Origin of the sequence: Pseudomonas sp. JL3 (assembly GCF_031570575.1) — a bacterium.
In the GTDB taxonomy this organism is placed as follows: domain Bacteria; phylum Pseudomonadota; class Gammaproteobacteria; order Pseudomonadales; family Pseudomonadaceae; genus Aquipseudomonas; species Aquipseudomonas cucumis.
The window spans coordinates 155,606-181,151 of the sequence record NZ_JAKWJK010000002.1; the positions used below are offsets into that span (position 1 = coordinate 155,606).

A 25,546-nucleotide genomic window follows, 5' to 3' on the forward strand; every position below is an offset into this window, starting at 1 on the left:
GCTTAGCGGTCCACGTCGGCCATAACGAAATCGATACTACCCAGGTACGCGATCAAGTCCGCGACCATGCTGCCTTTGATCACCGATGGGATCTGCTGCAGGTGCGGGAAGCTTGGAGTACGAATCCGGGTGCGGTAGCTCATGGTGCCGCCATCGCTCGTCAGGTAATAACTGTTGATGCCCTTGGTCGCTTCGATCATCTGGAAGGATTCGTTGGCCGGCATGACCGGGCCCCACGAAACTTGCAGGAAGTGCGTGATCAGGGTCTCGATGTGCTGCAGCGTGCGCTCTTTGGGCGGCGGCGTGGTCAGCGGGTGATCCGCCTTGTACGGGCCTTCCGGCATGTTGCGCATGCACTGCTCGATGATCTTGAGGCTCTGGCGCATTTCTTCGACGCGAACGATGCAACGGTCGTAGGCATCGCCATTGGCCGCCAACGGGATTTCGAATTCGAAGTTCTCGTAGCCGGAGTAAGGGCGAGCCTTACGCAGGTCGAAATCGCAACCGGTCGAACGCAGGCCGGCACCGGTGACGCCCCATTCCAGGGCTTCTTTGGTGTTGTAGGCGGCGACGCCGATGGTCCGGCCACGCAGGATGCTGTTGTCCAGTGCGGCTTTCTGGTATTCGTCCAGACGCTTTGGCATCCACTCGACGAAATCCTTGACCAGTTTTTCCCAGCCGCGCGGCAGGTCGTGGGCGACGCCACCGATGCGGTACCAGGCCGGGTGCAGACGGAAACCGGTGATGGCTTCGATCACCGTGTACGCCTTCTGACGGTCGGTGAAGGTGAAGAACACCGGGGTCATGGCGCCGACGTCCTGGATGTAAGTCCCCAGGAACAGCAAGTGGCTGGTGATCCGGAAGAACTCGGCCATCATGATGCGGATGACGTCGACCTTCTCGGGCACCTTGATGCCGGCCAGCTTCTCGACCGAGAGCACGTACGGCAGGTTGTTCATCACGCCGCCGAGGTAGTCGATACGGTCGGTGTACGGAATGAAGCTGTGCCAGGACTGACGCTCGGCCATCTTCTCGGCACCACGGTGGTGGTAACCGACGTCCGGCACGCAGTCGACGATCTCTTCACCGTCCAGCTGCAGGATGATACGGAACGCACCGTGCGCCGAAGGGTGGTTGGGACCCAGGTTGAGGAACATGTAGTCCTCGTTCGGCCCGGAACGCTTCATGCCCCAGTCTTCAGGCTTGAAGCGCGCGGCTTCTTCCTCGAGCTGTTGCTTGGCCAGGGTCAGGCTGAACGGGTCGAACTCGGTGGCACGGGCCGGGAAGTCCTTGCGCAGCGGGTGACCTTCCCAGGTGGGCGGCATCATGATACGGGTCAGGTGCGGGTGACCGGCAAAGTGGATGCCGTACATGTCCCACACTTCACGCTCGTACCAGTTGGCGTTCGGCCAGATGCTGGTGACGCTCGGCAGGTTGAGGTCGCTCTCGGACAAGGCGACCTTGATCATTACGTCACTATTACGTTCGATCGACATCAAGTGATAGAACACAGTGAAGTCGGCGCCGCTTGGCAGCCCTTGACGCTTGGTGCGCAGACGCTCGTCCACGCCGTGCAGGTCATAGAGCATGACGTACGGCTTGGGCAGGTTGCGCAGGAAAGTCAGGACTTCGACGAGTTTGGCGCGGGCAACCCAAAGCACCGGCATGCCGGTGCGGGTCGGCTGGGCGCTGAACGCCTCCGGGCCAAAACGATTGTTCAGTTCGACGACCACATCCTGGTCGTCTGCCTTATAAGGCGGGATGTACAGAGCACTGCCTGTAGTCATGGTTATTTATCGCTTTCGGTCAACGTAAAGAATGAAGCCAGTTTCTCGTTTCTTTGTAAGAACAGATCTGGATCAGACTTCGTCGGGGCTGCGCAGGTTGGTTACCTGAATACGCTGTTCGCGGCGCTGTTCCTTTTGCGAAGGCATCTCGGCGCGGTAAACGCCTTGATCGCCAACGACCCAGGAAAGTGGGCGACGCTCCTGGCCAATCGACTCCTGCAACAGCATCAAGCCTTGCAGAAAAGCTTCAGGGCGGGGTGGGCAGCCAGGCACGTAGACGTCCACGGGCAGGAACTTGTCCACCCCTTGAACGACGGAGTAGATGTCGTACATGCCACCGGAGTTGGCGCACGAACCCATGGAGATGACCCATTTAGGCTCGAGCATTTGCTCGTAGAGACGCTGAATGATCGGCGCCATCTTGATGAAGCAGGTACCGGCGATAACCATGAAATCCGCCTGACGCGGCGATGCCCGGATAACCTCGGCGCCAAAGCGCGCGATGTCGTGGGGCGCCGTGAAGGCGGTGGTCATTTCCACGTAGCAGCACGAAAGACCGAAGTTATACGGCCACAGGGAGTTCTTGCGCCCCCAGTTGATCGTGCCGTTGAGCACGTCTTCGAGCTTGCCCATGAAAATGTTTTTGTGAACTTGATCTTCTAACGGATCGGAAACGGTTTCCCGTTTGCCAATCGGATACTGCTCGTTAGGAGCATCGGGGTCGATCCTGGTGAGATTGTATTGCATTGCCAAAGCCTCATTGTTTCAGCTTCGCTTGCCGCTTACGACGAGCTTCCGGAGCCCAGTCAAGGGCGCCCACTCGGAATAGGTAGACAAGACCTGCCAACAGAATTGCTATGAAAACGAGAGCTTCGACGAATCCGGTCCAGCCGCTTTCGCGGACGGACACAGACCAGGCAAAGAGAAATAGGGCTTCGATATCGAAGATCACGAAGAGCATCGCGACCAGATAGAATTTGGCTGAGAGCCGCAAGCGGGCGCCACCTGTAGGTAGCATGCCGGACTCGAACGGTTCGTTTTTGCTGCGGCCCCAGGCTTTTGACCCGAGGAGGCTGGAGACGCCGAGCATGAAGGCGCAAAGGCCGCCAACACCCAGAAGGAAAATGGCAAAGCCCCAGTTGTGGGCCATGAGTCCGGTCGCTTCGGGCATGCTGGTAATCCTTAACAGAGAGCAAAGGTCTCTGAGCTTGAAAAGAAACAAAGCAGTGACGATATGTCGCAGCAATCAATCGCGGTGATTTTATGGCTAAACACCGAGCAAGTAAAATTCAGATGGCGAAATTATTTACAAGAATAAGGACATAGCGTACCTCCAAAGCCCTGTAGCCCATGCAGCTCGGGCATTAGCGGGGGTTTTGTCAAATATGTTTTGTAGGGAATGTAACGAACATAGTTGTCGCTAAATGATAATCAGTATTGTTTGGCGTGGCTTTCAAACTGTTTAACAGGTGAGTGGCTGGGAAGTTGTCTTATATGCGCGTTACTGCAAGTAGCAGGCACCTCCGTTTTACCCTCTTTTTCTGATCGCGACACCGCTCTGGATCAATGTTTTTGTCTGGATTTTGTGGGTTGACTCATTCCCTGTGGGAGTCGGGCTTGCCCGCGATGTCGGTGTGTCAGACGCTGCAGATGTTGGCTGAAAGGTCGCCATCGCGGGCAAGCCCGCTCCCACAGGGTTTTGCGGGGTTGTTAAATCGCAGGCAAAAAAAACGCCCCGAACCAGTCGGGGCGTCAAATGAGCGGCTTTGCGGTTAGCTTTCTATTCGGTCCGCAAGGGCCATTTGCTTAAGCGAAGCAGATCAGTGGAACTGTTCTTCTTCGGTCGAACCAGTCAGCGCGGTCACCGAGGACGTGCCACCTTGAATCACGGTGGTCATGTCGTCGAAGTAGCCGGTGCCCACTTCCTGCTGGTGAGCCACGAAGGTGTAACCCTTGGCGGCGTCGGCGAACTCTTGCTCTTGCAGCTTCACGTAAGCAGTCATGTCGTTGCGGGCGTAGTCGTGCGCCAGGTTGAACATGCTGTGCCACATGTTGTGAATGCCGGCCAGGGTGATGAACTGGTGCTTGTAACCCATGGCGGACAGTTCGCGCTGGAACTTGGCGATGGTCGCGTCGTCCAGGTTTTTCTTCCAGTTGAAGGAAGGGGAGCAGTTGTACGACAGCAGTTGGTCCGGGTATTCCTTTTTGATCGCTTCAGCGAAGCGGCGAGCCTCGTCCAGATCCGGCTTGGCGGTTTCGCACCAGATCAGGTCGGCGAACGGTGCGTAGGCCAGGCCGCGAGCGATGGCCTGGTCGAGACCGGCGCGCACTTTGTAGAAGCCTTCCTGAGTACGTTCGCCAGTCACGAATGGCTGGTCGTACGGGTCGCAGTCGGACGTCAGCAAATCGGCTGCGTTAGCGTCGGTACGGGCCAGGATGATGGTCGGTGTACCAGCAACGTCAGCTGCCAGACGAGCAGCGGTCAGCTTCTGCACGGCTTCCTGGGTCGGAACCAGTACCTTGCCGCCCATGTGGCCGCATTTTTTCACGGAAGCCAGTTGGTCTTCGAAGTGAACGCCGGCGGCGCCTGCTTCGATCATGCTCTTCATCAGCTCGTAAGCGTTCAGTACGCCACCGAAGCCGGCTTCAGCGTCAGCCACGATCGGTGCGAAGTAGTCGATGTAACCTTCGTCGCCCGGGTTCTTGCCGGCTTTCCACTGGATCTGGTCAGCGCGACGGAACGAGTTGTTGATGCGCTTGACCACGGTCGGAACCGAATCCACCGGGTACAGCGACTGGTCCGGGTACATCGATTCGGCGGAGTTGTTGTCCGCAGCCACTTGCCAGCCCGACAGGTAGATCGCCTGGATACCGGCTTTGACTTGTTGTACAGCCTGGCCGCCGGTCAGGGCGCCCATGCAGTTGACGAAATCTTTCTCGGGGCGGAAGGACGGCTTGGCACCCTGGGTGACCAGGTTCCAAAGCTTGTCGGCGCCCATTTTTGCAAAGGTGTGCTCAGGTTGAACCGAGCCACGCAGACGGACGACGTCAGCAGCGGAGTAATTGCGTGTCACGCCTTTCCAGCGCGGGTTTTCAGCCCAATCTTTTTCGAGGGCTGCAATTTGCTGTTCGCGTGTCAGTGCCATGGAGATAAACCTCGTCGCGTCTTTAATCGAAAGTGGTTCTGGGTGGACAGTTCCTGCGTGCCAAGTACGCATTTCAAAGGGGCGTAAAAGGCTGCTCGCTGACCAGAAGCTTAGGCGGTCAAGTCGGGTTCGGCGGGGAAGGCGACGGGATGAACGATGGGCTCGGGGGGGGGAAGTGAGCAGGTAAGGGCGAACTGGCGAGCGCATTCGGGCGTCGTGGGCCTTGGTGCGAACTTCAGTGTGCAGCCGGGTTACCTAATACGCTTCCGTCCCTCGGGACAACTTCGTTCCAGTCGGCAACCTCGTCAAACACACCTTGTGGGCGGTACAGACACGAATCGGCTCGCGGGGTAGGTGCGAACAACAACTCGAAAGCCCTTGCCAGGGCCTCTGATTAGCGGGAGCGAGGCCATCATGCCTTTGCTTTTTTGGCTCGTCAAACGTTTTGTAGTGCTTTTTTTATAGCACTACATCTTTGGTCTAATACGACTAATCAGTCAGTTTTTGGTGCTTTAGTCCAACGTATCGACTTTCACCCGCAGAGTCATGTCGTCCCGGCCCTGAGTCGAGTAGCTGCGGGTCAGGCCCTGTTTGTCGGCCTGAGTCTGGCGATTTACGCCGGCCAGGGTGATCCACTCGCCCAGTCGGCCGCTGACCGTTGTGTCGGTACTTTGCACGTTCACTACATCGGGACGTTCCTGGTTCATCCGGTCACGGTTAGTACTGATTGCCAGATGAACGATGTCGCCGGTGACGCTGGCGGTGACGTAGAAGCCTTGGGTGACATTGCGGTATTCAGTCTGGCTGCGCAGGTCGCCATAGCTGTCAGTCTGGGTGCTGGTGAGCGGCACGCTCTGGCCGACCTGGATCAGCGCCGGTGTACCTTCGCTGGCCTGAACCTGCTGGATACCGCCGTCACGGCTGTCGGTGCTGCGGTTGATGATGCGAGTCTGGTTCGGCTTGGCACCGTTCACCGAATACCCCTGATCGCCCTGGAAGTTGTTTTCGTTGGTGTCGACGGTGATCAACAAGCGCTTGGCGGCCACGTCGAGTTGGCCGATCAAGGCCTTAAGTTCGTCGATCTTGCGCTGTTCTGCGTTGACGATCAGCTGATTACCGTAGGCGCTGACCTGGCCGTCCTTGCCGATGAAATTCTGCGCCACCGGCAGCAGGTCGGCGCTGGTGCGATAGTTCAGGGGCACGATCTCGGTGGCGGCCATGACCGAAAAACTGCAGGTCAGCAGCAGCGTGGTGAGCAGGGTGCGTAGGGACATGTCCGTTTCTCCGCAAATCAAAGGTTTGATATTGCCAGTTTGTCGGCCCGGCGTGGTGCGAGTTGAATCACAGACAGCAAAACGCCCCGGCATCCGGGGATGGCGGGGCGTTTTGTGATCGTTCCCACGCGTGGGAACGATCAGTTACAGGGTATTAAGCCGAATGACGCACCATGTCCACATGCGGAATCCCGGCTTCCAGGAATTCCTCACTGACCATGCTGAAACCCAAGCGCTCATAGAACGCCGTGGCCTGCACTTGCGCGCTCAGCATCTGCTGCTTCAGTCCGCGCTCCTCGGCCTCACCGATCACCGCTTGCATCAGCGCATCGCCGACTTTCAAGCCGCGCCAGTCCTTGAGCACCGACACCCGGCCGATGTGACCATCGGGCAACAGCCGAGCGGTGCCGATCGGGAAGTCGCCTTCAAAGGCCAGAAAGTGGACTGCCGTTGCGTCATCAGCATCCCATTCCAGCTCAGGCGGAACGGATTGCTCGGCGATGAACACCGTCTCACGAATGCGCCGGATCTCGGCGTTATCCTTTTGCCAGTCTGCGACACGAACGTGAATTTTATTCATCGGCAAACCCCAGGCTTCCCTGCTTGATCAGTTCACACAGCAGGCCGCGGCCGTCTTCATCGCTCAGCCAATCGCCGAGATTATCGACGTGCAGTGCATCGGCGGCGCAGATCATCTTCAGCAGCTCGCGCAGTTTGCCCGGCAGATAACGGCTCTGACCGCTGGCAAACAGCAGCAGATCGTCATCAACTTCCGACCAGGCCAGGCGCGCGCTCGGGTTGCGGATCAGCACCGCGCCTTGCTCGAGGCTGGCGAGCAGATCGTCTTCTTCGATTTCTTCCGGGCCAACCACGAGTTCCGGGTAGCGCGGCTCGGTCATGAACTGGCCGAACCAGGTCAGCAGCAGGCGCTCGTCGCTCATGTGCTCGGCCAGCAGGCTTTTCAGGCGATCGAGGGCGTCGTGCTGGATCTGATGAGGATCGGCCGCTGGCAGGGCGTCGGCGTCGGTGTAACGCTCTTCGTCCGACAGGAACTGGCTGAGGAAATCGGTGAAGTGAGTCAGCACTTCAGCGGCGCTCGGCGCGCGGAAACCGACCGAGTAAGTCATGCAGTCGTCGACGGCCACGCCGCAGTGAGCCAGGCGCGGCGGCAGGTAGAGCATGTCGCCCGGTTCCAGAACCCACTCATCGGTGGCTTCGAAATCGGCGAGGATGCGCAGGTCGGCGTGTTGCAGCAACGGGCTCTCGGAATCGCACATCTGGCCGATTTTCCAGTTGCGCTTGCCGTGACCCTGCAGCAGGAACACATCGTAGTTGTCGAAGTGCGGGCCAACACTGCCACCGGGGGCGGCAAAGCTGATCATCACATCGTCGACACGCCAGCTCGGCAGAAAGCGGAAGTTCTCCAGCAGCTCAGCGACTTCCGGCACGAATTGGTCGACGGCTTGCACCAGCAGAGTCCATTCGCGTTCCGGCAGTTTGCTGAATTCGTCTTCAGCGAACGGGCCGCGGCGCAATTCCCAAGGGCGCTCGCCGTGCTCGATCACCAGGCGCGATTCGACTTCTTCTTCCAGCGCCAGGCCGGCCAGTTCGTCGGCGTCAATCGGGCTTTCGAAATCAGGAATCGCCTGGCGGATCAGCAGGGGTTTTTTCTGCCAGTAGTCACGCAAGAATTCGCGCGCCGTGATGCCGCCCAGAAGTTGAAGAGGAATGTCAGGATTCATGTGTAACCTATTGAAAAAAAGCACTTTTCAGACGGGAATAAAAACGCCCGGCGCTGCCGGGCGTCTCAAACGGGTAGAGCGGTCGATCAGATGCGTTTGGCTTGCGCCACGGCGTTGCCGATGTAGTTTGCCGGGGTGAGCAGTTTCAGCTCGGCCTTGGCGGCGGCTGGCATGTCCAGGCCGTCGATGAAAGTCTGCAGCGCTTCAGGGCTGATGCCTTTGCCGCGAGTCAGTTCTTTCAGCTTTTCGTACGGGTTTTCGATGTTGTAGCGGCGCATCACGGTCTGGATCGGCTCGGCCAACACTTCCCAGCACGCGTCCAGGTCAGCGGCAATCTTCTGCTCGTTGAGCTCCAGCTTGCTGATGCCTTTGAGGCTGGCTTCGTACGCGATCACGCTGTGGGCGAAGCCGACACCGAGGTTGCGCAGTACGGTGGAGTCGGTCAGGTCACGCTGCCAGCGGGAGATCGGCAGCTTGCTCGCCAGGTGCTGGAACAGTGCGTTGGCGATGCCCAGGTTGCCTTCGGAGTTTTCGAAGTCGATCGGGTTGACCTTGTGCGGCATAGTCGACGAACCGATTTCGCCAGCGATGGTGCGCTGTTTGAAATAACCCAGAGAGATGTAGCCCCAGATGTCGCGGTCGAAGTCGATCAGGATGGTGTTGAAGCGTGCGATCGCGTCGAACAGCTCGGCGATGTAGTCGTGCGGTTCGATCTGCGTGGTGTACGGGTTGAAGCCCAGGCCCAGCTCGTCTTCGATGAAGGCGCGGGCGTTGGCTTCCCAGTCGATCTCAGGGTAGGCCGACAAGTGAGCGTTGTAGTTGCCGACAGCACCGTTGATCTTGCCCAGTAGCGGAACGGCGGCGACTTGAGCGATTTGGCGCTCCAGACGATAAACCACATTCGCCAGCTCTTTGCCCAGGGTGGTCGGCGATGCCGGTTGACCGTGGGTGCGCGACAGCATCGGCACGTCAGCGAAGCGGATGGCCAGCTCGCGAATGGCTTCGGCAGTCTGGCGCATCAGCGGCAGCATCACGTCATCACGGCCTTCGCGCAGCATCAGGGCGTGGGACAGGTTGTTGATGTCCTCGCTGGTGCAGGCAAAGTGGATGAATTCGCTGACGGCAGCCAGTTCCGGCAACTTGGCCGCTTGCTCTTTGAGCAGGTACTCAATGGCTTTGACGTCGTGGTTGGTGGTGCGCTCGATCTCTTTGACACGCTCGGCGTGCTCCAGAGAGAAGTTTTCCGCCAGGGTGTTCAACACCGCGTTGGCTTCGGCGGAGAACGCCGGCACTTCGCTGATGGCAGGGTGAGCGGCCAGGCGCTGGAGCCAGCGCACTTCAACCAGAACGCGAGCACGGATCAGACCGTATTCGCTGAAAATTGGGCGCAGGGCCTGGGTTTTGCCGGCGTAGCGGCCGTCAACAGGGGAAACCGCAGTGAGCGAAGAGAGCTGCATGGGGTGTTCTCGGACAGTCGGGCAACGAAATGGGGCGCGTATCATACATGAAAAAATCCGCCGGTCCGTTGCCAACTGACCGGCGTATTACGCGTTACTGACTACAAAGCGGTATTGCGGGCGCGGTTCAGCTGCTGCGCATCAGCGGGTAAAGCTCTTTAAGCAATTTGCGCCGGCTGATCACCAACTGCCAGCGATGACCACCCAACTGCCGCCACAGGCGTGCCGAGCGGATTCCGGCCAGCAGCAGCGCGCGAATCTTCGAGGCATTGCTCGGTTGCTGCAGGTTGCGCATGTCGCCATGCACCTGAATCCGTTGGCGCAGGGTGCTCAGGGTGTCCTGATACAGCGCGCCACAGGCGGCGATCACATTTTCATGAGCCGGGCCGAAGTGCTCGACCTGAGCCTGAATCTGCGGCAGACGCTTACCGATCTCGTCCAGCATGTCGCCACGTTTGGCCAACTGACGCTCCAGGCCCAGCATTGACAGGGCATAGCGCAGCGGTTCGCGCTGAAGGGTGCTGGGGTCGCGCTCCAGGGCGCCGATCAGCGCGCGGTAACCGTCACGCAGGTTGATGTCGTCACCGCCATAGACTTCCAGCGTGTCCTTGGGGTCGCGAATCAACAGGCTGCCGAGCATGCAGGTCAGGCCGGCTTCGTTGGTCTGGCCGGTCTTGGCGATCTTGTCGACCAGTACGGCGGCGAGAAACACACCGCCCAGGGCTGTCAGTTGCTCCTGAGTCGGGCTCATGAACGCTGACCCTTGCTGGTCCAGGGTTCGGCCACTTCAATTACGCCGCCGCCGAGGCAGATTTCACCGTCGTAGAACACCACGGATTGGCCTGGGGTGACCGCGCGTTGCGGGTCATCGAAGGTCGCGCGGTAGCCGGTGGCGGTCTTTTCCAGCGTACAAGGCTGGTCGCTCTGGCGATAACGCACCTTGGCGGTCAATTTGCGCGGCTCGGTCAAGTCGATCGGGTTGACCCAGTAGATGTCCGAGGCGAGCAGGGCGCGGGAGAACAAATAAGGGTGGTCATTGCCCTGGCCAACGATCAGTTCGTTGTGTTCCAGATCCTTGATCAGCACATACCACGGCTCGTCGCTGGCGTCTTTCAGGCCACCGATGCCCAGGCCCTGACGCTGGCCGATGGTGTGGTACATCAAGCCGTGGTGACGGCCGATGACTTCGCCTTCGGTGGTCTTGATCTCGCCTGGCTGGGCCGGCAGGTATTGCTTGAGGAAGTCGCTGAAGCGGCGTTCGCCGATAAAGCAGATCCCGGTGGAATCCTTTTTCTTCGCGGTGGCCAGGTCGTGTTTCTCGGCAATCGCACGGACTTCGGGTTTTTCCAGCTCGCCGACCGGGAACAGCGTCTTGGCGATCTGTTCGCCGCCGACGGCGTGCAGGAAGTAGCTCTGGTCCTTGTTCGGGTCCAGGCCCTTGAGCAATTCGGTGCGACCATCGATGTCGCGGCGGCGCACATAGTGGCCGGTGGCAATCAGGTCGGCGCCGAGCATCATGGCGTAGTCGAGAAACGCCTTGAACTTGATTTCGCGGTTGCAGAGGATGTCCGGGTTCGGCGTGCGACCAGCCTTGTACTCGGCCAGGAAATGCTCGAACACGTTGTCCCAGTACTCGGCGGCGAAGTTGGCGGTGTGCAGCTTGATGCCAATCTTGTCGCACACGGCCTGAGCGTCCGCCAGGTCATCCATGGCGGTGCAGTATTCCGTTCCATCGTCTTCTTCCCAGTTCTTCATGAACAGGCCTTCCACCTCATAGCCCTGCTCGATCAGCAGGAGAGCGGAAACGGAAGAGTCCACGCCGCCGGACATACCGACAATGACGCGCTTCTTTTGTGTGGTAGAAGGGGCTGGATCACGCATAGGGATTTAATGAGTGTCTTGAAAAAGGACGCGATTCTAGCAGGCTCAAGCCTGCAAGGCTAAAGAGAAGGGCGGATCAGCTCGAGGCTGAAGTGTTTACCGTCCAGATAATCATCGATGCAGCGGATGATCAGCTCACTGCGCCAGTTTGCGCGCTGTTGCAGCAGTTCGTCACGCGTCAGCCATTTCGCGCCGACAATACCGTCGTCCAATTGATAATCCGGGTGGTGTTTCAGCGCTTTGGCGGTGAAGCAAACGCGTTGATAGGTCACGCCGTTGCTTGGGGCGGTGTAGAGATAAATGCCTACCACGCCGGTCGGCTCGACGTCCCAGCCGGTTTCTTCAAGGGTTTCGCGTATGGCGGCTTCGATCAGGGTTTCTTCCGGGTCCAGATGGCCGGCGGGCTGGTTGAGCACCGTTTGTCCGTGCTTGAGTTCTTCGACCATCAGGAAGCGACCATTGTCTTCGACGATGGTGGCGACGGTGATGTGGGGTAGCCAATCCATAAAGCTTCCTCGATTCTGAATGTTGAAACACGAGACCTGTGGGTCGGGTTCTGACAGATAAATATGTCTGAACGCCAGAAATACAAACCCCGGCACATGGCCGGGGCTTGTGATGTTCCCTTACAACCTTAAACCAGCGCAGCGATCGCGGCGTTGAACGTGTTGCTCGGGCGCATGGCCTTGCTGATCAGCTCGGCATTGGCGTGGTAGTAACCGCCGATGTCCACTGGCTTGCCCTGAACGGCGTTGAGCTCGGCAACGATGGTCGCTTCGTTCTCGGTCAGGGTTTTGGCCAGTTCGCCAAACTGCGCTTGCAGTGCAGTGTCTTCGGTCTGGGCGGCCAGGGCTTGAGCCCAGTACAGCGCCAGGTAGAAGTGGCTGCCGCGGTTGTCGATGTTGCCGACTTTACGCGATGGCGACTTGTTGTTGTCCAGGAACTGGCCAGTGGCCTGATCCAGGGTCTTGGCCAGCACCAGCGCTTTAGGGTTGTTGTAGGTAACACCCAAGTGCTCGAGGGAAGCGGCCAGGGCCAGAAACTCACCCAGGGAATCCCAACGCAGGAAGTTCTCTTCCAGCAGCTGCTGAACGTGCTTCGGTGCCGAACCGCCGGCGCCAGTTTCGAACAGACCACCGCCGTTCATCAGCGGAACGATCGACAGCATCTTGGCGCTGGTGCCCAGTTCCATGATCGGGAACAGGTCGGTCAGGTAGTCGCGCAGTACGTTGCCGGTCACCGAAATGGTGTCCTTGCCTTCGCGGGTGCGGTCCAGGGTGAACTTCATCGCGTCGACAGGCGACATGATGCGGATGTCCAAGCCAGAAGTGTCGTGATCCTTCAGGTACGCCTGAACTTTCTCGATCACTACGCCGTCGTGGGCGCGCATTGGGTCCAGCCAGAAAATGGCCGGAGTTGCGCTTGCACGGGCACGGTTGACGGCCAGTTTGACCCAATCCTGGATCGGCGCGTCTTTGGTCTGGCACATGCGGAAGATGTCGCCGGCTTCAACCGACTGTTCCAGCAGGGTGCGGCCAGCGCTGTCGGAAACCCGAACCACGCCGTTTGCCTTGATCTGGAAAGTCTTGTCGTGCGAGCCGTACTCTTCGGCTTTCTTCGCCATCAGGCCAACGTTTGGCACGCTGCCCATGGTGGTTGGATCGAAAGCGCCGTGCAGCTTGCAGTCTTCGATCACCGCCTGGTAGATGGTGGCGTAGCAGCGATCCGGGATCACGGCCTTGGTGTCGTGCAGCTGGCCGTCGGTGCCCCACATCTTGCCGGAGTCACGGATCATCGCTGGCATCGAGGCGTCGACGATGACGTCGCTCGGCACGTGCAGGTTGGTGATGCCTTTGTCGGAGTTGACCATGGCCAACGACGGACGAGCGGCGTAGACCGCCTGGATGTCCGCTTCGATCTGCGCTTGTTGCTCAGCCGGGAGGGCTTTGATGCGAGCGTACAGGTCGCCGATGCCGTTGTTCAGGTTGAAGCCGATCTGTGCCAGCACGTCAGCGTGCTTGGCCAGGGCGTCTTTATAGAACTCGGCAACGATCTGGCCGAACATGATCGGGTCGGAGACCTTCATCATGGTGGCTTTCAGGTGAACCGACAGCAGCACGCCTTTTTGCTTGGCGTCTTCGATCTCGGCCGCGATGAAGCTGCGCAGCGCTTTTTTGCTCAGAACGGCGCAATCGAGGATCTCACCGGCTTGCACGGTGGTTTTTTCTTTCAGGACGGTGGTGGTGCCGTCTTGAGCGATCAGTTCGATTTTGACGGCGTCAGCGGCGTCGATCAGGGCGGCTTTCTCGCTGCCGTAGAAATCGCCGGTGCTCATGTGAGCGACGTGGGACTTGGAGTCTTTGGCCCAGGCGCCCATTTTGTGCGGGTGCTTGCGCGCGTAGTTCTTGACCGACAGTGGTGCGCGACGATCAGAGTTGCCTTCGCGCAGAACCGGGTTCACGGCGCTGCCCTTGATCTTGTCGTAACGCGACTTGGCGAGCTTGTCGGCATCGCAGGTTACGGTTTCCGGGTAGTCCGGCAGTGCGAAGCCCTGGGCTTGCAGCTCTTTGATCGCGGCCTGCAGTTGCGGAACCGAAGCGCTGATGTTCGGCAGCTTGATGATGTTGGCTTCAGGCGTAACGGCCAGGTCGCCCAGTTCGGCGAGGTGGTCGGCTACGGCTTTGTCACCCAATTGCTCGGGGAAGCTGGCCAGAATGCGCCCTGCAAGAGAGATATCGCGGGTTTCAACGGCGATATCAGCCGAGGCGGTGAAAGCCTCTACGATAGGCAACAGTGAATAGGTGGCGAGGGCTGGGGCTTCGTCGGTGAAGGTATAGATGATCTTCGAGCGGGTGGGCATATTCGGATTAACTCTCTCTTCTTTGCTAAAGCGTGCGCAGAAACTCGAGGGGCGCCGGGTAAGCGCGTTCGTTCAAAGTCATCCATGAGCCGAATGTCGAGGTTTCTTCGCGGTGATGTTGGGTGCATCAGTCGAGCGTCAAGCGGGTGGACTGCGATAACAATCCGGCTTATTCGGGCCCAACGTCTTGTGATAGAGCGGTCGGCCGTCGTGACTCTGTGGTCAGCGGCGGCATTATACATAGGTAGCTGGCAATCTGCCGATGGTTCATAGGCAACGATTTTCGTCCATTGGTCTAAAGGTCGCAGGCCGGTGTGGGGCGTAGAGTCGTTCGCCGTGCTTGAGTTTGGCGCTTTTCCCTTTGCTTTCAGGCTTGTACGTCGCGAACTGTGCAGCTTTGCGGCAGATGGGCGGAACATAGGGTTTGCGCGCCGATTTAACTGGGGTACGCTCGAACGCAGCCAGATGTTCAATCCAAACAATGGAGTTCAGCATGGGATACAAGAAGATTCAGGTTCCAGCCGTCGGCGACAAAATCACCGTCAACGCGGACCATTCTCTCAATGTTCCTAACAACCCGATCATCCCCTTCATCGAAGGCGATGGTATTGGCGTTGATATCAGCCCGGTCATGATCAAGGTTGTCGATGCTGCTGTTAAGAAGGCTTACGGCGGCGAACGCAAAATTTCCTGGATGGAAGTCTACGCCGGGGAGAAAGCAACTCAGGTTTACGATCAGGACACCTGGCTACCTCAGGAAACCCTGGACGCAGTCAAGGATTACGTGGTTTCCATCAAAGGCCCTCTGACCACGCCGGTCGGCGGCGGCATCCGTTCGCTGAACGTGGCCCTGCGTCAGCAACTCGATTTGTATGTGTGCCTGCGTCCGGTGCGCTGGTTCGAAGGCGTACCTAGCCCGGTCAAGAAGCCAGGTGATGTCGATATGACGATCTTCCGCGAAAACTCGGAAGACATTTATGCCGGTATCGAATGGAAGGCCGGTTCGCCGGAAGCGACCAAGGTCATCAAGTTCCTTAAAGAAGAAATGGGCGTCACCAAGATCCGTTTCGACGAAAACTGCGGTATCGGCATCAAGCCGGTCTCCCTGGAAGGCACCAAGCGTCTGGCGCGCAAGGCCCTGCAGTATGTGGTCGACAATGACCGCGACTCGCTGACTATCGTGCACAAAGGCAACATCATGAAGTTCACCGAAGGTGCCTTCAAGGAATGGGCCTACGAAGTGGCTGCTGAAGAATTCGGCGCGACCCTGCTCGACGGCGGCCCGTGGATGCAGTTCAAGAACCCGAAAACCGGCAAGAACGTTATCGTCAAGGACGCCATCGCCGACGCCATGCTCCAGCAGATCCTGCTGCGCCCGGCCGAGTACGATGTGATCGCAACCCTGAACCTCAACGGCGACTACCTCTCCGACGCCCTGGCGGCGGAAGTGGGCGGTATCGGTATCGCGCCGGGCGCCAACCTGTCCGACACCGTGGCCATGTTCGAAGCGACCCACGGTACTGCGCCGAAATACGCCGGCAAGGACCAGGTCAACCCGGGTTCGTTGATCCTGTCCGCCGAAATGATGCTGCGTCACATGGGCTGGACCGAAGCGGCCGACCTGATCATCAAAGGTACCAACGGCGCAATTTCCGCGAAAACCGTGACCTATGACTTCGAACGTCTGATGGAGGGCGCGAAACTGCTGTCGTCGTCTGCGTTTGGTGATGCGCTGATCTCGCACATGTAAGCCAACTGACAAAAAAAACCGCCTTCGGGCGGTTTTTTTATGACTGGATGACGAGCTGCGTCAGCTCGACACTGTTTCTTGTCGGGTGGCAGGGGCGCTCTGTTCGTTCGGGGAGTTGGTAGATGCGATCTTTACTGCATGCAGCCCTTTGGGGCCCTGAATGATCTCAAACCTAACGATTTGTCCGGCCTTGAGGGTTTTGTATCCGTCCATTTCAATAGCCGAATAGTGGGCAAAGAAATCGATATCCTTGCCATCCTCGTCACGACCTTCTCTGGCGTCGGTGTTAATGAAACCGAACCCCTTGGCATTGTTGAACCATTTCACCTTACCGACAGCCATACCCATATCCCTCTGCAACAGACTCCATCACTGGAGTATCATCCAGTTAATCCGCAGTCTAATCTTGCAAATAGATTGACTCCGCGGACCTTTTTTACCCACTGTGGGCTCTATTGGTTGTAACACCGATTTTCCGATAGTCAAGGTGACCGGGCAGTCGGAGTTGAAAACGTTCATAGCCGCCCCCACCACTGTATTTGCACAACTGACGAACCTTTCTTTCCATGCATGCAATCAGCCAGATTCGACTAACATTCAATCAGGATCGCCCTGATTTACACGACGACGATTCCGCAGGCATTGCTGTTCAGGAGGCTAAGCCTGCTTTACAGGCGCCACCGATGTACAAGGTGGTTTTGTTCAACGATGACTACACACCGATGGATTTCGTCGTCGAAGTGCTCGAGGTGTTTTTTAACCTGAATCGCGAGCTGGCGACCAAGGTCATGCTGGCCGTCCACACAGAAGGACGGGCAGTATGTGGAGTGTTTACCCGCGACATCGCCGAGACCAAGGCCATGCAGGTCAACCAGTACGCCAGGGAAAGCCAGCATCCGCTACTCTGTGAAATCGAGAAGGACGGTTAATCGCCGACCACTTGGGTATGAGGTGAAGCTATGTTAAACCGCGAGCTCGAAGTCACCCTCAATCTTGCCTTCAAGGAGGCTCGTTCGAAGCGTCATGAATTCATGACCGTCGAACACCTGCTGTTGGCCCTATTGGATAATGAGGCTGCCGCCACCGTTTTGCGTGCCTGCGGCGCAAACCTCGACAAACTCAAGCATGATCTGCAGGAGTTCATCGACTCCACCACGCCATTGATCCCTCTTCATGACGAGGATCGTGAAACCCAGCCAACCCTGGGCTTCCAGCGTGTATTGCAACGTGCTGTCTTTCACGTACAGAGCTCGGGCAAACGCGAAGTGACTGGCGCTAACGTGCTGGTCGCAATCTTCAGTGAGCAAGAGAGTCAGGCAGTGTTTCTGCTGAAACAGCAGAGCGTTGCGCGCATCGATGTCGTCAACTACATCGCCCATGGCATTTCCAAAGTGCCGGGGCATGGCGATCACTCTGAAGGTGAACAAGATATGCAGGACGACGAGGGCGGTGAGTCTTCTTCCTCAGGCAATCCTCTGGATGCTTATGCCAGCAACCTCAACGAACTTGCGCGCCAGGGTCGTATCGATCCGTTGGTAGGCCGTGAGCTGGAGGTCGAGCGTGTCGCGCAGATCCTCGCGCGTCGTCGCAAAAACAATCCGCTGCTGGTGGGCGAGGCGGGCGTGGGTAAAACGGCGATTGCCGAAGGCCTGGCCAAACGCATTGTCGACAACCAGGTGCCGGACCTGCTGGCCAACAGCGTGGTGTATTCCCTCGATCTGGGGGCTTTGCTGGCCGGGACCAAATACCGCGGCGATTTCGAGAAGCGCTTCAAGGCGCTGCTCAATGAGCTGAAAAAACGTCCGCAGGCAATCCTGTTCATCGACGAGATCCACACCATCATTGGTGCGGGCGCTGCGTCCGGTGGCGTCATGGATGCTTCGAACCTGCTCAAGCCATTGCTGTCTTCGGGCGACATTCGCTGCATCGGTTCGACCACGTTCCAGGAATTCCGCGGGATCTTCGAGAAGGACCGTGCTCTGGCTCGGCGCTTCCAGAAGGTCGATGTGTCGGAACCTTCGGTGGAAGACACCATTGGCATCCTGCGCGGCCTGAAAGGGCGTTTTGAAGCGCACCACAACATCGAATACAGCGATGAAGCCCTGCGCGCCGCTGCTGAACTGGCCTCGCGTTACATCAATGACCGGCACATGCCGGACAAGGCCATCGACGTCATCGACGAGGCGGGCGCCTATCAGCGTCTGCAACCGATCGAGAAGCGTGTGAAGCGCATCGAAGTGGCTCAGGTCGAGGATATCGTCGCGAAAATCGCGCGAATTCCGCCAAAACACGTCACCAGTTCCGACAAAGAGCTGCTGCGTAACCTTGAGCGTGACCTGAAACTCACGGTATTTGGTCAGGATGCGGCGATCGACTCGCTGTCGACTGCGATCAAACTGTCCCGTGCCGGCCTCAAGTCGCCTGACAAGCCCGTCGGTTCGTTCCTGTTCGCAGGGCCGACCGGTGTTGGTAAAACCGAGGCCGCGCGGCAACTGGCCAAGGCGTTGGGGGTCGAGCTGGTTCGCTTCGATATGTCCGAGTACATGGAGCGCCACACCGTATCGCGTCTGATCGGTGCGCCTCCAGGCTATGTCGGGTTCGATCAGGGCGGTCTGCTGACCGAAGCCATCACCAAGCAGCCTCACTGCGTGCTGTTGCTCGATGAAATCGAGAAGGCGCATCCGGAAGTCTTCAACCTGCTGTTGCAGGTCATGGACCACGGTACGCTGACCGATAACAACGGGCGCAAGGCGGACTTCCGTAACGTAATCGTCATCATGACGACCAACGCCGGTGCCGAAACTGCAGCCCGTGCTTCGATCGGTTTCACCTATCAGGACCACTCGTCCGATGCGATGGAAGTGATCAAGAAGAGCTTCACGCCGGAGTTCCGCAACCGTCTGGACACCATTATCCAGTTTGGTCGCCTCAGCCATGAGGTCATCAAAAGCGTGGTGGACAAGTTCCTTACCGAACTTCAGGCGCAGTTGGAAGACAAGCGCGTGCTGCTGGAAGTCACCGATGCTGCTCGCAGTTGGCTGGCGGCCGGTGGTTACGACTCGGCAATGGGCGCTCGTCCAATGGCGCGTTTGATCCAGGACAAGATCAAGCGTCCGCTGGCGGAGGAGATTCTCTTTGGCGAACTGGCCGAACATGGCGGTGTGGTACACATCGACATCAAGGACGGCGAACTGACCTTCGAGTTCGAGACCACGGCTGAAATGGCCTGACGTTAAACCGCAACAAAGCAAAAAGGCGCCGATTGGCGCCTTTTTGCTTTCTGCCATGATCGTTCCCAGGCTCCGCGTTGGGATGTAGCCCGGGACGCTCCGCGTCCCTTCAAAAGCCGAACGCAGAGCGTCCGTTGAGGCGTTCCCACACAGAGCGTGGGAACGATCCGCAAACAAAAACGCCCGGCATAGCCGGGCGTTTTGTATTGACTTGATTAGCGAGCGCGGTAGGTGATGCGCCCTTTGCTCAAGTCATAGGGCGTCAGCTCGACGCGCACTTTGTCGCCGGTAAGAATACGGATGTAGTTCTTGCGCATCTTGCCGGAAATATGCGCGGTTACGACGTGCCCATTTTCCAACTCCACACGAAACATGGTGTTGGGCAGGGTGTCGACGACAGTGCCTTCCATTTCGAAGCTGTCTTCTTTCGACATGCAGTAAAGCCCTCGGTGTCCAATGAATGGCCCGGTGCAACTGCGCCAGGCAAAAGCGGCGTGCATTGTGCCCGAAAAATGGGGTTTAAGCCAAGGGGTTCTAGCTCAGGATGACCCAACGTTGATTAATCAGCAGTTCGATAGGGCGATATTGGGTCTTGTAGCTCATTTTTTTGCAGTTTTTGATCCAGTAGCCGAGATAGACGGCTTCCAGCCCCAGGCGTCGGGCTTCGCCGATTTGCCACAGGATCGCATAACGCCCCAGGCTACGACGCTCTTCGGCGGGCTCGTAGAAGGTATAGACCGCTGACAAACCGTTGGGCAGCAAGTCAGTGACGGCCACTGCCAGCAGTCGGCCTTCGAGACGAAATTCGTAGAAGCGGGAGAACGGCAGGTCACGCACCAGGAAGGTCGAAAACTGGTCGCGGCTCGGCGGGTACATATCGCCGTCGGCGTGACGTTGTTCGATGTAGCGCTGATAGAGGTCGAAATACTCTTCGCTGAACTTTGGCCTGGCCGGACGCACCTGTAAGTCGGCATTGCGTTTGACAATGCGTTTCTGCTGACGGTTGGGGGTAAATTGCGCCACAGGAATGCGCGCCGGTACGCATGCATTGCAATGCTGGCAATGGGGCCGGTAGAGATGATCGCCACTGCGACGAAAACCCATTTCCGACAGGTCTGCGTAGACATGCACATCCATGGGCTGACTAGGGTCGAGGAACAGCGTCGTGGCCTGCTCCTCGGGCAGATAACTGCAAGAGTGGGGCTGAGTGGCATAAAACTTCAAACGCGCCAACTCGGTCATGATCAACCCTCGGGATAAGCTTTTGATTAAGTGTAAGCCACGTGGGGGAAAGTCGCTCAGCAAACCCAGGTGGCACGGCCCGGTTGATCCAGGTGCCGCGCAAGGTAGCCGGCAAATTCGCGGCGGGGAATGGCTCGGGCACCCAGACTGTGCAGATGATCGGTAGGCATCTGGCAGTCGATCAGCACAAAACCTGAGTCTTTCAGGTGTCGCACCAGGGTGGCGAAGCCATATTTGGAGGCGTTGTCGGCGCGACTGAACATCGACTCGCCGAAAAACAATTGCCCCATAGCCAGGCCGTAGAGCCCGCCGACCAGTATGCCATCGTCCCAGACCTCCACCGAATGGGCGTAACCGCGCCTGTGCAGCTCGACATAGGCATCCTGCATCGCTTGGGTGATCCAGGTGCCGTCAGCGTACTCGCGCGGTGCGGCGCAGGCGCGGATGACCGCGGCAAAATCCCGATCGAAGGTCACTTGATAGCGCTGTTGGCGCAGCAGTTTGTTCAAGCTGCGGGAGACATGCAATTCGTCGGGAAACAAAACCGTGCGCGGATCCGGCGACCACCAGAGAATCGGCTGGCCCTCCGAGAACCACGGAAAGCAACCGTGACGATAAGCTTGAATCAGACGATCGGCGGACAAATCGCCGCCCGCGGCCAGCAGCCCGTTGGGGTCGCGCATGGCTTTTTCCAGTGGCGGGAAGGTCAGGGTATTGCGTTGTAACCAAGTCAGCATGGCATCCGGGCTTGCAGAAGGGGAGGGCGGTGGCGGGCCGTTGAGCCCGCCTTGAAGGAGGTTAACCGTCAAACGGTGGGGATGTCATCGAGATACTTCTCGGCATCCAGCGCGGCCATGCAGCCGGCCCCGGCAGAGGTCACCGCCTGGCGGTAAATATGATCGGCCACATCACCGGCGGCGAATACGCCTTCGATGTCGGTGGCGGTGGCGTCACCTTCGCTGCCGCCCTTGACCAGCAGGTAGCCGTCACGCATTTTCAGCTGGCCCTGGAACAGGTCGGTGTTGGGCTTGTGGCCGATGGCTATGAATACGCCAGCCAGCGACAAATCATTGGTTTCGCCCGTATGGCTGTGCCGCAGGCGGGCACCGGTCACGCCGCTGGCATCGCCCAGTACTTCGTCCAGATTCTGGTTCCAGTGCAGGCGGATATTGCCGTTGGCGGCTTTTTCGAAGAGCTTGTCCTGGAGGATCTTCTCCGAGCGCAGTTTGTCGCGACGGTGAATCAGATGAACTTCCTTGGCGATGTTCGACAGGTACAGCGCTTCTTCGACGGCGGTGTTACCTCCGCCGACCACTGCGACCACCTGGTTGCGGTAGAAGAAGCCATCGCAGGTGGCACAAGCCGAAACCCCTTTGCCGGCAAAGGCTTCTTCCGATGGCAGCCCCAGGTATTGCGCCGAAGCGCCGGTGGCGATAATCAGCGCATCGCAGGTGTAGGTGCCGCTGTCGCCAATGAGCTCGAACGGGCGCTGTTGCAACTTGGCCGTATGGATGTGGTCGTAAACGATCTCTGTGTCGAAGCGTTCGGCGTGTTTTTGCATGCGTTCCATCAGTACCGGGCCGGTCAGGCCTTCGACGTCGCCGGGCCAGTTGTCGACTTCGACGGTGGTGGTCAGCTGGCCACCTGCCTGTATGCCGGTGATGACAACGGGTTTGAGGTTGGCGCGAGCGGCATAAACGGCTGCGCTGTAACCGGCAGGGCCGGAACCCAGAATAATCAGGCGGGAATGCTTCGCTTCACTCATAAAAACACCTCATAAGCCTTTGTCACAAAAGAGAATGCATGCTCAAATTGGACTGCGCGTACTGTGCTGTTGGCTATGCTTGCACCCAAGGGTCTCAAGCATGGCATCGGGCGAACAAACCCGTACAATGCCTGCTTGTAACAGTGTTTGTATCAAAAAAGCGGTGCGTGCCGTATTTCGAAAAACCGGGGCGCAGTGTTAAAAGTAGTCCCAGTTGCGCCTGTTAACTTTTTTACCTGCCTGGATTGGGCAGTTTTTATAGTCATTCAACAGATGGACGCGCCATGGGCGCAGGAAAAGAAGCGTTTTGAAGAAATCCACCGCAGCACCTAAAACAGTCGTCCCGCTCTGGCGCCAGCAATTGCACTACCGGCTCAAGGAAGGTGCATTGATCGCCATCGGCGCCTTGTGCCTGTTCCTGATGATGGCTTTGTTGACCTACGGCAAAGACGATCCGGGCTGGAGCCATAACAGCAAGATCGACGATGTGCAGAACTTCGGCGGACCTGCCGGTTCTTACAGCGCCGACATCCTGTTCATGGTCCTGGGTTACTTCGCCTACATTTTCCCGCTGTTGCTGGCGATCAAGGCGTATCAGATCTTCCGCCAGCGCCACGAGCCGTGGCAGTGGAGCGGCTGGCTGTTCTCCTGGCGCCTGATCGGCCTGGTATTTCTGGTGCTGTCGGGTGCAGCGCTGGCCCACATCCATTTCCACGCGGCGACCGGTCTGCCAGCGGGGGCGGGTGGCGCTTTGGGTGAAAGCCTCGGCGATCTGGCCAGGAACGCGCTGAACATCCAGGGCAGCACGCTGTTGTTCATCGCGCTGTTCCTGTTCGGCCTCACGGTGTTCACCGACCTGTCGTGGTTCAAGGTGATGGACGTCACCGGCAAGATCACCCTTGATCTGTTCGAACTGTTTCAGGGTGCGGCCAATCGTTGGTGGGCGGCCCGTATGGAACGCAAGCAACTGGTCGCCCAACTGCGTGAGGTCGACGATCGCGTGCATGACGTGGTCGCCCCGACTGTCACCGACAAACGCGAGCAGGCCAAAGTCAAGGAGCGCCTGATCGAGCGCGAGCAGGCCCTGAGCAAGCACATGTCCGAGCGCGAGAAGCAGGTGCCGCCGGTGATTGCCCCGGCTCCGCCCAAACCCGCAGCGCCCAGCAAGCGCGTGGAAAAAGAGAAGCAGGCGCCGTTGTTCGTCGACAGCGCCGTGGAAGGCACCTTGCCGCCGATCTCGATTCTCGACCCCGCGGAAAAGAAACAACTCAATTATTCGCCTGAATCCCTGGCGGCCGTCGGCCACTTGCTGGAAATCAAACTCAAGGAATTCGGCGTCGAAGTCTCGGTGGATTCGATTCACCCGGGCCCGGTCATTACCCGTTACGAAATCCAGCCGGCAGCCGGCGTCAAAGTCAGTCGCATCTCCAACCTGGCGAAAGACCTGGCCCGTTCCCTGGCCGTGACCAGTGTGCGTGTCGTGGAAGTGATTCCGGGCAAGACCACGGTTGGTATCGAGATCCCTAACGAAGACCGGCAGATCGTGCGGTTCTCCGAGGTCTTGTCGACCCCCGAGTACGATAACTTCAAGTCCCCGGTCACCCTGGCCCTGGGTCATGATATCGGCGGCAAGCCGGTCATCACCGACCTGGCGAAAATGCCGCACTTGCTGGTGGCCGGTACGACCGGTTCCGGTAAGTCGGTGGGTGTGAACGCGATGATCCTGTCGATTCTGTTCAAGTCTGGCCCGGAAGACGCCAAACTGATCATGATCGACCCGAAAATGCTTGAGCTGTCGATCTACGAGGGCATTCCGCACCTGCTGTGCCCGGTGGTCACCGACATGAAGGACGCCGCCAACGCCTTGCGCTGGAGCGTCGCCGAGATGGAGCGGCGTTACAAACTGATGGCGAAGATGGGCGTGCGTAACCTGTCGGGCTTCAACGCCAAGGTCAAGGAAGCCCAGGACGCCGGCGAGCCGTTGAGCGATCCGCTGTACAAGCGTGAAAGCATCCACGACGAGGCACCACTGCTGCAAAAACTGCCGACCATCGTCGTGGTCGTCGACGAATTCGCCGACATGATGATGATCGTCGGCAAGAAGGTTGAAGAGCTGATCGCCCGTATCGCCCAAAAGGCCCGTGCGGCCGGTATCCACTTGATCCTCGCGACCCAGCGGCCGTCGGTGGACGTGATCACCGGTCTGATCAAGGCGAACATTCCGACCCGTATGGCGTTCCAGGTATCGAGCAAGATCGATTCGCGGACCATCATCGACCAGGGCGGCGCCGAACAACTGCTGGGCCACGGTGATATGTTGTACATGCCGCCGGGCACCAGTCTGCCGATTCGTGTTCACGGCGCGTTCGTGTCCGATGACGAGGTTCACCGGGTGGTTGAAGCCTGGAAACTGCGCGGCGCACCGGAATACAACGATGACATCCTCGCTGGTGTCGAAGAGGCCGGTAGCGGCTTTGAAAACGGCGGCGGTGGCGGTGGCGACGATGATGCCGAAACCGATGCGCTCTACGACGAAGCGGTGCAGTTCGTACTGGAAAGCCGCCGCGCATCCATCTCCGCAGTTCAGCGCAAGCTGAAAATCGGCTACAACCGCGCGGCGCGCATGATCGAAGCCATGGAAATGGCCGGGGTCGTGACGTCCATGAACACCAACGGTTCGCGTGAAGTCCTGGCCCCTGGCCCGGTGCGCGACTGATCCGGTTTTGAAAGGGGCGGTGTCTTGAGACGTCGCCCGCACTCCCACGAATGTTTATGAGGACTCCCATGCGTCTTATCCGCATGCTGTTGCTGCCGGTACTGGCTTTGACCACGCTCTCGGCCCACGCCGATGACAAGGACGTGGCGCGTCTGACTCAACTGCTGGAAAAATCCCAGACCCTGACCGCGCGTTTCTCCCAGCTGACCCTCGATGGCAGTGGCACCCAGTTGCAGGAAACCGCCGGGCAAATGTCCTTGCAGCGTCCGGGCCTGTTCTACTGGCACACCGATGCGCCGCAAGAGCAACTGATGGTGTCCGACGGCAAGAAGGTTTCCCTGTGGGATCCGGACCTGGAGCAGGTCACCATCAAGACCCTCGACCAGCGTCTGACCCAGACTCCTGCGCTGCTGTTGTCCGGTGACGTGTCCAAGATCAGCCAGAGCTTCGACATCAGCGCCAAGGAAGCCGGTGGCGTGATCGACTTCACCCTGAAGCCGAAAACCAAAGACACCCTGTTCGACAGTCTGCGTCTGTCGTTCCGCAACGGTCTGGTCAATGACATGCAACTGATTGACAGCGTCGGCCAGCGCACCAATATCCTGTTTACCGGCGTGAAGGCCAACGAGCCGATTCCTGCGTCCAAATTCAAGTTCGACATCCCCAAGGGTGCCGACGTGATTCAGGAATAAAGAG

General features: G+C 58.5%; 22 protein-coding genes. 5 read left to right on the forward strand and 17 right to left on the reverse strand.

The features are described from left to right. Positions 1-2: 2 nt before the first annotated feature. From nuoC to MMG91_RS03945, 12 genes are all read right to left on the reverse strand, one after another. Positions 3-1,787 (reverse strand): NADH-quinone oxidoreductase subunit C/D, encoded by a 1,785-nt coding sequence (gene nuoC / locus MMG91_RS03890; RefSeq protein ID WP_310658804.1) that lies wholly within the window; start codon positions 1,785-1,787, stop codon positions 3-5. Positions 1,788-1,859: 72 nt separating this feature from the next. Next, complete coding sequence (locus MMG91_RS03895; protein ID WP_008014893.1) at positions 1,860-2,534, reverse strand: NADH-quinone oxidoreductase subunit B family protein; 675 nt, start codon at positions 2,532-2,534, stop codon at positions 1,860-1,862. A gap of 10 nt (positions 2,535-2,544) precedes the next feature. After that, entirely contained in the window at positions 2,545-2,958 is a 414-nt protein-coding gene (locus tag MMG91_RS03900) for an NADH-quinone oxidoreductase subunit A (protein WP_007905050.1), read from the reverse strand. A 649-nt stretch (positions 2,959-3,607) separates the two neighbouring features. Further along, positions 3,608-4,933, reverse strand: coding sequence for an isocitrate lyase (gene aceA / locus MMG91_RS03905; protein ID WP_007905048.1), 1,326 nt, complete (start codon positions 4,931-4,933; stop codon positions 3,608-3,610). 512 nt (positions 4,934-5,445) lie between these two features. Continuing rightward, positions 5,446-6,207: a secretin N-terminal domain-containing protein gene (locus MMG91_RS03910; RefSeq protein ID WP_310658805.1), complete on the reverse strand. Its 762-nt coding sequence runs from the start codon at positions 6,205-6,207 to the stop codon at positions 5,446-5,448. A 154-nt stretch (positions 6,208-6,361) separates the two neighbouring features. After that, a complete protein-coding gene (locus tag MMG91_RS03915) occupies positions 6,362-6,787 on the reverse strand; it encodes a GNAT family N-acetyltransferase (protein WP_007905044.1) in 426 nt (141 codons plus the stop codon). Further along, positions 6,780-7,949, reverse strand: coding sequence for a cupin domain-containing protein (locus MMG91_RS03920; protein ID WP_305446153.1), 1,170 nt, complete (start codon positions 7,947-7,949; stop codon positions 6,780-6,782). Before MMG91_RS03920 ends, MMG91_RS03915 begins: the two co-directional genes overlap by 8 nt. An 86-nt stretch (positions 7,950-8,035) precedes the next feature. Continuing rightward, on the reverse strand, positions 8,036-9,406 hold the full coding sequence (purB, locus tag MMG91_RS03925) for an adenylosuccinate lyase (RefSeq protein WP_020799537.1): 1,371 nt from the start codon (positions 9,404-9,406) through the stop codon (positions 8,036-8,038). Between the two features lie 127 nt (positions 9,407-9,533). Beyond that, a complete protein-coding gene (hflD, locus tag MMG91_RS03930) occupies positions 9,534-10,157 on the reverse strand; it encodes a high frequency lysogenization protein HflD (RefSeq protein ID WP_310658806.1) in 624 nt (207 codons plus the stop codon). Further along, positions 10,154-11,287, reverse strand: coding sequence for a tRNA 2-thiouridine(34) synthase MnmA (gene mnmA, locus MMG91_RS03935; protein ID WP_305446151.1), 1,134 nt, complete (start codon positions 11,285-11,287; stop codon positions 10,154-10,156). The genes hflD and mnmA overlap by 4 nt, the downstream gene beginning before the upstream one ends. 59 nt (positions 11,288-11,346) lie before the next feature. Further along, positions 11,347-11,793, reverse strand: coding sequence for an NUDIX hydrolase (locus tag MMG91_RS03940; RefSeq protein WP_305446150.1), 447 nt, complete (start codon positions 11,791-11,793; stop codon positions 11,347-11,349). Between the two features lie 128 nt (positions 11,794-11,921). Then, on the reverse strand, positions 11,922-14,147 hold the full coding sequence (locus tag MMG91_RS03945) for an NADP-dependent isocitrate dehydrogenase (protein ID WP_310658807.1): 2,226 nt from the start codon (positions 14,145-14,147) through the stop codon (positions 11,922-11,924). Between the two features lie 493 nt (positions 14,148-14,640). Between MMG91_RS03945 and icd the strand changes: the two genes are divergently transcribed. Then, positions 14,641-15,897 (forward strand): NADP-dependent isocitrate dehydrogenase, encoded by a 1,257-nt coding sequence (gene icd / locus MMG91_RS03950; RefSeq protein ID WP_123358348.1) that lies wholly within the window; start codon positions 14,641-14,643, stop codon positions 15,895-15,897. Positions 15,898-15,957: 60 nt separating this feature from the next. On the opposite strand, the gene MMG91_RS03955 is transcribed toward icd, so the two are convergent. Then, positions 15,958-16,239, reverse strand: a complete 282-nt coding sequence (locus MMG91_RS03955) for a cold shock domain-containing protein (RefSeq protein ID WP_310658808.1) — start codon at positions 16,237-16,239, stop codon at positions 15,958-15,960. Positions 16,240-16,463: 224 nt separating this feature from the next. Here MMG91_RS03955 and clpS point away from each other — a divergent pair, with 224 nt between their 5' ends. Both clpS and clpA read left to right on the forward strand, forming a co-directional pair. Then, entirely contained in the window at positions 16,464-16,826 is a 363-nt protein-coding gene (clpS, locus tag MMG91_RS03960; protein WP_015094394.1) for an ATP-dependent Clp protease adapter ClpS, read from the forward strand. Between the two features lie 30 nt (positions 16,827-16,856). After that, on the forward strand, positions 16,857-19,127 hold the full coding sequence (gene clpA, locus MMG91_RS03965) for an ATP-dependent Clp protease ATP-binding subunit ClpA (RefSeq protein WP_052967012.1): 2,271 nt from the start codon (positions 16,857-16,859) through the stop codon (positions 19,125-19,127). Between the two features lie 215 nt (positions 19,128-19,342). Here clpA and infA read toward each other — a convergent pair whose 3' ends face one another. From infA to trxB, 4 genes are all read right to left on the reverse strand, one after another. Continuing rightward, positions 19,343-19,561 (reverse strand): translation initiation factor IF-1, encoded by a 219-nt coding sequence (infA, locus tag MMG91_RS03970; RefSeq protein ID WP_002553999.1) that lies wholly within the window; start codon positions 19,559-19,561, stop codon positions 19,343-19,345. A 100-nt stretch (positions 19,562-19,661) separates the two neighbouring features. Continuing rightward, positions 19,662-20,369 (reverse strand): arginyltransferase, encoded by a 708-nt coding sequence (locus MMG91_RS03975; protein WP_305446146.1) that lies wholly within the window; start codon positions 20,367-20,369, stop codon positions 19,662-19,664. 56 nt (positions 20,370-20,425) lie between these two features. Then, positions 20,426-21,106: a leucyl/phenylalanyl-tRNA--protein transferase gene (gene aat / locus MMG91_RS03980; RefSeq protein ID WP_310658809.1), complete on the reverse strand. Its 681-nt coding sequence runs from the start codon at positions 21,104-21,106 to the stop codon at positions 20,426-20,428. A gap of 68 nt (positions 21,107-21,174) precedes the next feature. Then, positions 21,175-22,134 (reverse strand): thioredoxin-disulfide reductase, encoded by a 960-nt coding sequence (gene trxB, locus MMG91_RS03985; protein WP_305446144.1) that lies wholly within the window; start codon positions 22,132-22,134, stop codon positions 21,175-21,177. A 307-nt stretch (positions 22,135-22,441) separates the two neighbouring features. Here trxB and MMG91_RS03990 point away from each other — a divergent pair, with 307 nt between their 5' ends. Both MMG91_RS03990 and lolA read left to right on the forward strand, forming a co-directional pair. Beyond that, entirely contained in the window at positions 22,442-24,850 is a 2,409-nt protein-coding gene (locus MMG91_RS03990; protein WP_305446143.1) for a DNA translocase FtsK, read from the forward strand. Between the two features lie 68 nt (positions 24,851-24,918). After that, positions 24,919-25,542, forward strand: coding sequence for an outer membrane lipoprotein chaperone LolA (lolA, locus tag MMG91_RS03995; protein WP_007904916.1), 624 nt, complete (start codon positions 24,919-24,921; stop codon positions 25,540-25,542). The last annotated feature ends 4 nt before the right edge of the window (positions 25,543-25,546 follow it).